This is a genomic window from Thioalkalivibrio sp., from assembly GCF_041690275.1.
In the GTDB taxonomy this organism is placed as follows: Bacteria; Pseudomonadota; Gammaproteobacteria; order Ectothiorhodospirales; family Ectothiorhodospiraceae; genus Thioalkalivibrio.
The window spans coordinates 1-4,715 of sequence record NZ_JAWLHP010000054.1 but is presented as its reverse complement, the minus strand read 5'-3'; the positions used below and the strand labels follow the sequence as shown (position 1 = coordinate 4,715).

General features: G+C 69.1%; 5 protein-coding genes. 1 reads left to right on the top strand and 4 read right to left on the bottom strand.

Translation table 11 applies throughout. The features are described from left to right. Positions 1 to 50 precede the first annotated feature (50 nt). From ACESMN_RS10720 to ACESMN_RS10705, 4 genes are all read right to left on the bottom strand, one after another. On the bottom strand, positions 51 to 953 hold the full coding sequence (locus ACESMN_RS10720; RefSeq protein WP_373053591.1) for a PfkB family carbohydrate kinase: 903 nt from the start codon (positions 951 to 953) through the stop codon (positions 51 to 53). 140 nt (positions 954 to 1,093) lie between these two features. Beyond that, positions 1,094 to 1,939, bottom strand: a complete 846-nt coding sequence (locus ACESMN_RS10715) for an endonuclease/exonuclease/phosphatase family protein (RefSeq protein WP_373053590.1) — start codon at positions 1,937 to 1,939, stop codon at positions 1,094 to 1,096. 170 nt (positions 1,940 to 2,109) lie between these two features. After that, on the bottom strand, positions 2,110 to 2,739 hold the full coding sequence (locus ACESMN_RS10710) for a thiol:disulfide interchange protein DsbA/DsbL (RefSeq protein WP_373053589.1): 630 nt from the start codon (positions 2,737 to 2,739) through the stop codon (positions 2,110 to 2,112). 211 nt (positions 2,740 to 2,950) lie between these two features. Beyond that, positions 2,951 to 3,568, bottom strand: a complete 618-nt coding sequence (locus ACESMN_RS10705) for a c-type cytochrome (RefSeq protein WP_373053588.1) — start codon at positions 3,566 to 3,568, stop codon at positions 2,951 to 2,953. A gap of 155 nt (positions 3,569 to 3,723) precedes the next feature. Between ACESMN_RS10705 and yihA the strand changes: the two genes are divergently transcribed. Continuing rightward, on the top strand, positions 3,724 to 4,341 hold the full coding sequence (gene yihA / locus ACESMN_RS10700; RefSeq protein ID WP_373053587.1) for a ribosome biogenesis GTP-binding protein YihA/YsxC: 618 nt from the start codon (positions 3,724 to 3,726) through the stop codon (positions 4,339 to 4,341). Positions 4,342 to 4,715 lie beyond the last annotated feature (374 nt).

The following is a 4,715-nucleotide window of genomic DNA, read 5'->3' as shown; positions in this document are numbered from 1 at the left end:
ACACCGCATCGCGGCCAGAGGCCGCTCCCACACCGCCACGCGCCCAGGCCTCAGCCTTCCCAGCGCGCCCTTGCCGCGGCGTAGAAGTCCGGATCGGTGCTCGTCGCGCCCTGCAGGGTGCAGACGCGGGCGGCGAAATCCAGGGCACGCTCCAGGGTGTCCGCCCACGCCCAGCCCCTCAGTAGTCCGAGGATCACCATGCTGGCGAAGGCGTCGCCGGCACCGACGGGATCCCGCAGATCGGTCACGTCGGGGGCCGGCGCCGCCACGCGGTCTCCGGCGCGGGTGTGAATGCCGGCCCCGGCCGTGCCCGCGGTCAGGATCACCGCCTCGCGGATGCCCGCGGTCTCGAACAGCCCGGCCACCCGCGCCAAGTCGTCCGAGCCGTCGGCCAGTTCGCGCAGTTCGTCCAGGTTCAGCTTCACGTAGTCCGCGCCGCGGATCAGCTCCAGCACCGTGTCGCGCCGATACCAGGGCCGGCGCAGGTTCACGTCCACGAAGCGCCGCTCCGAGCGCCGCGCCAGCCAGCCGCAGGCGGAACGGCTCGGCTCGCTGCGCAGCGCAAGGCTGCCGTGGTACAGCAGCGGCGCGCGCTCCGGGACCACCGCCTCCAGCGCCTCCGCCCGGACCTCGTCGTAGGCCTGGTCGGGCAGGATGTCGTAGCTCGGCTCGCCCGCCTCCAGCGTCACCTCCACGCGTCCGGTCGGGGCCCCGGGCGCCACCTGCAGGGCCCGGGTATCGAGGCCGGCGCCCACCATCGCCGCGCGCACCCGCTGCCCGAGCTCGTCGGACCCCACCGCGCCGACGAACAGCGGGTCGGCCCCGAGCATGCGCAGGTTCCAGGCGACGTTGAACGGTGCCCCGCCCAGGATGTCGCCCCCGTCCGCGAAACTGTCGAACAGGACTTCGCCGAAGATCAGGGGCCGCTGCCCGTTTCCGGCTGCTCCGGCCATCAGGGACTCCAAGCGATGAGGCTGTGCGGCTTATGGTACGTGAAGCCGGACATCATCACGAGACGCGTGCGGTCCGCGGGCCAATCCCGTACCGGAACCGCCACCTGGTCGGCTGATCCCGGCTTGCGCCGGGGTAACCTTCAGTGGGCCGCGTCGATCACGCGACCCTCGCCCGGCAGCTCGATCTCGATGCCGACCGGGAGATGGTCGGAGAGGTTCACGTTATAGACCCGGATGTCGCTGACACTGAGGTCCGGTGTCAGCAGGATGTGGTCGAAGACCCGGCGTGGCTCCCAGGAGGGATAGGTGGCGGCGCAGGGCATCGGGTCGAGCAGGCCCGTGCGGGCCACCAGCGTCTGCAGCTCGCGGCTCTCCGGATGGCAGTTGAAGTCGCCCATCACCACCGCGTGCGGCTCGTGGGCCAGCTGCCCGGCGATGTAGTCCAGCTGCGAGCGCCGGGCGCGGCGACCCAGCGCGAGGTGCACCAGAAACAGCACCAGGGACTCGCCGTTGGCCAGCGCGAAGCGCGCCTCGATCGCCCCGCGGCCCGGGATCGGACCCGGCAGACGATGCATCACCACCCGCTCCGGCTCGAGCCGGGTCAGGAGGCCGAGCGAGTGCTTGGCCAGGGCTCCCAGATCGCGATTCACGCGCGAGTAGGAATGCGGAAAGCTCCCGCGCTCGGAAAGATAGGCGGTCAGGTCGACGTAGTTGCTGCGCATGCTGCCCGCATCCAGCTCCTGGAGGCCCACCACGTCGAACGCGGAGATGAAGCGCGCGACCCGGTCCAGATTGGTCATGCGCCCGTTGAAGGGCAGGAAGTGCTTCCAGCTGTTGGTGACATAGTGGTGCAGCCGCGAGGAATGGATTCCCACCTGCGCATTGAAGCTGAGAAGGCGCAGACGCCGCGGCTCGGTGCCCGAGTCGCTACGCTCGGCGGTCGGCTGCGAGCCGACGCCTGTGTCATGCGGACTGACTAGTGACAAGTACTCCCCCTTCACCCGGTTCAGTCAGTGCGTACGCGGATGCCGGGGAGCGGGTCCATCGCCCCGGGCCCCGAAGTCATCCGGAACCGGTTTACAATCATTAAACAATTCTTATATGACCATCGGCAGGGCGAGAACGTTCCGACAGGAAGTGTATGTCCGCACCGGGTTCAGGCGTATTCCTCCAGCAGGTGATCGACCACGCGCAGCATGCCCTCGTGGCTGCCGGTCATCCCGGCGGACACCACCGCCCGCCCGTCGACGACCATCGACGGCACCCCCTCGACCTGGAAGGCCTGCACCAGCAGGCCCGCCTCGCCGATCGCGGCACCGACCTCGGGAGAGCGCATGGCCTCCCGAAAGGCATCGGCATCCAGACCGCGCTGGTCCACGAAGCGCAGGACCGCGCTCTCCGAGCGCATTTGGCGCCCCTGCGCATGGATCGCATCGAAGAAGGGCTGATGGATCTCGTCGAGCACGCCGAGCTCCTCGGCGGCGAAATAGACCCGGGCGTGCAGTGTCCACAGATCATTGAACGGCGCGGGCAGATGGGTGAAGTCCACGTGCTCGGGCAGGTTCCTGCTCCATTCGTTGACCAGCGGCTCGAAGGTGTAACAGTGCGGGCAGCCATACCAGAACACCTCGACGACCTGCAGGCGGCCCTCCGGCAGTCCGGTATCCACCCGGGGAATCAGCTGCCGATAGTCCTGCCCCGGGGTGAACTCCCGGCCCGGCGCCACGCCCGAGGCCAGCAGTGCGCTGCCGCCGACCAGGGCACCCATGAAACGACGTCGATTCATCATCCATCTCTCCTCGTGTGGTCTCGACCGCGAATCCGCGACACCGTGTTGACGCCGCGCACGGCATTTCGACGCCCGGGTATCGCTTTGGTTCGCTCACGGCCCTGCGTCAAACCCGTATTCTCGCCGGAACGGGGGCCGCACAGCCACGCCCCGTGCACAAAAAAGGGTGGCCACAGGCCACCCGATCGGCAGGGCCGGGGCGTGTGGACTATTCCGCGCGCAGCCCCTGCATGTACTGGGTCACCGCCTCGATGTCGTCATCGGACAGGCGCGCGGCGATGTTGCGCATCATCCGGCCGTTGTCGTTCGCCCGCTGACCGCTGCGGAAATACTCCAGCTGGTCGGAATTGTACTGGGCATGCTGACCGCCCATGGCCGGAAACATCGCCGCGGGGTTGCCGTTGCCATTCGCGCCGTGACAGGCCATGCAGGCGGCGACGCCGGCTGCCGGGATGCCCCCGCGGTAGATGCGCTCGCCGCGCTCCGCAAGCGTTTCGTCGGCGGTGCCGGGGCTGACCTCCTGCTGGGCGAAGTAAGCGGCGAGGTCGCGCATGTCCTGCTCGTCCAGGTCGGCGACCTGGCCCGCCATCAGGGCATTCTCGCGCCGGCCGCTCTTGTAATCCATCAGCTGCTTGTGGAGATAGCTGGCATGCTGCCCGGCCAGCTTCGGCCATTCCGGATTCACGCTGTTACCGTCGCTGCCATGGCACGCCGTACATGCCTCGGACAGTTCCTGGCCACGGACCGGATCGCCCGCCTGCACCCCGAGCGGCAATGCCAGCACGAGGGAAAGGACAGCGAAAAGGCTCGAGCGCACGTAATTCATGATGGGAGACACTCCTGCTTCTTTTGTGCGAACCGGCGCGGGGCTGGAGCTTGTGCCCCGTGGCCGAGGGGAATCAAAATAAGAGGCGCGTTATATAGCACATGCAGGTTTTGGCAGCAAAGAAACCATGCCGGCGGGCGCCGGCCGAGGAGCCCATGCACAACCCGTTTCGCGAGGCCGAATTCGTGCTCGGCGCCGCCCGGATCGGCCAGCTGCCGCCCGATTCCGGCACCGAGATCGCCTTCGCCGGGCGCTCCAATGCCGGCAAGTCGAGCGCACTGAACGCCCTGTGTGGGCGACGTGCGCTGGCGCGCGTCAGCCGGACGCCCGGCCGCACCCAGGAGATCAACGTCTTCCGTCTGCGGCCGGACGGCGGTCAGCGCCTGATCGATCTCCCCGGATACGGCTACGCCCGGGTCCCGCCCGCGCAGCGCGCCCAATGGGACCGCCTGATCGGCCAGTACCTGCGCGAGCGCCGGAGTCTGGTGGGCCTGGTACTGATCATGGACATCCGCAGGCCGATGACCGACCTCGACCGGAGTCTGCTGGACTGGCTGGCGATGCAGCCGCGACGGCTGCACGTGGTGCTCACCAAGGCGGACAAGGTCTCCCGGAACGAGGCCGGCCGACAGCTGCTGCGGGCGCGCAGCGGGCTGGAGGCACTGGGACTGGACGCGACGCTGCAGACCTTCTCCGCGCTGAAGCGCGACGGCGTGGAGGACCTCCAGGGACTGCTGCTGGAGTGGCTGGGCACCGCCCCCGGGCCGGATTGATGACAGCAGGCCAGCCCTTTGGGTGACATTCCCCGGCGGCGGACCGCCAAGAGAGAGCGCCTGCCACCGGGCCACGGCGGCCGTGTAGGAGCGTGCCCTGCACGCGAACGCGCCGCAGGCGCGCCACACGCCGGGCACCGCACGAGGCCCATTCGCGTGCAGGGCACGCTCCTACAGGGGCGCGGTCGAGCACCGTGGGCGGCCAGACATTCCCGGGCGGTGAATCGCCGGGAGGGTCCGCGGCCCGCAACAGGCCATCCGCAAAAAAATGCCCCGGCCACAGGGGGATGGCCGGGGCAAGAGGGGTTCCGGCAGGGGGGGCCGGAACCGTCCCGCTCAGGGAGGGAAGCGGGAGGCGCTGGGGGTAGCGCCTG

Bases quoted from the DNA above. Each gene is read 5' to 3' on its own strand.
- ACESMN_RS10705 (WP_373053588.1), bottom strand. From the start codon at position 3,568: ATGAATTACGTGCGCTCGAGCCTTTTCGCTGTCCTTTCCCTCGTGCTG.
- yihA (WP_373053587.1), top strand. From the start codon at position 3,724: ATGCACAACCCGTTTCGCGAGGCCGAATTCGTGCTCGGCGCCGCCCGG.
- ACESMN_RS10710 (WP_373053589.1), bottom strand. From the start codon at position 2,739: ATGAATCGACGTCGTTTCATGGGTGCCCTGGTCGGCGGCAGCGCACTG.
- ACESMN_RS10720 (WP_373053591.1), bottom strand. From the start codon at position 953: ATGGCCGGAGCAGCCGGAAACGGGCAGCGGCCCCTGATCTTCGGCGAA.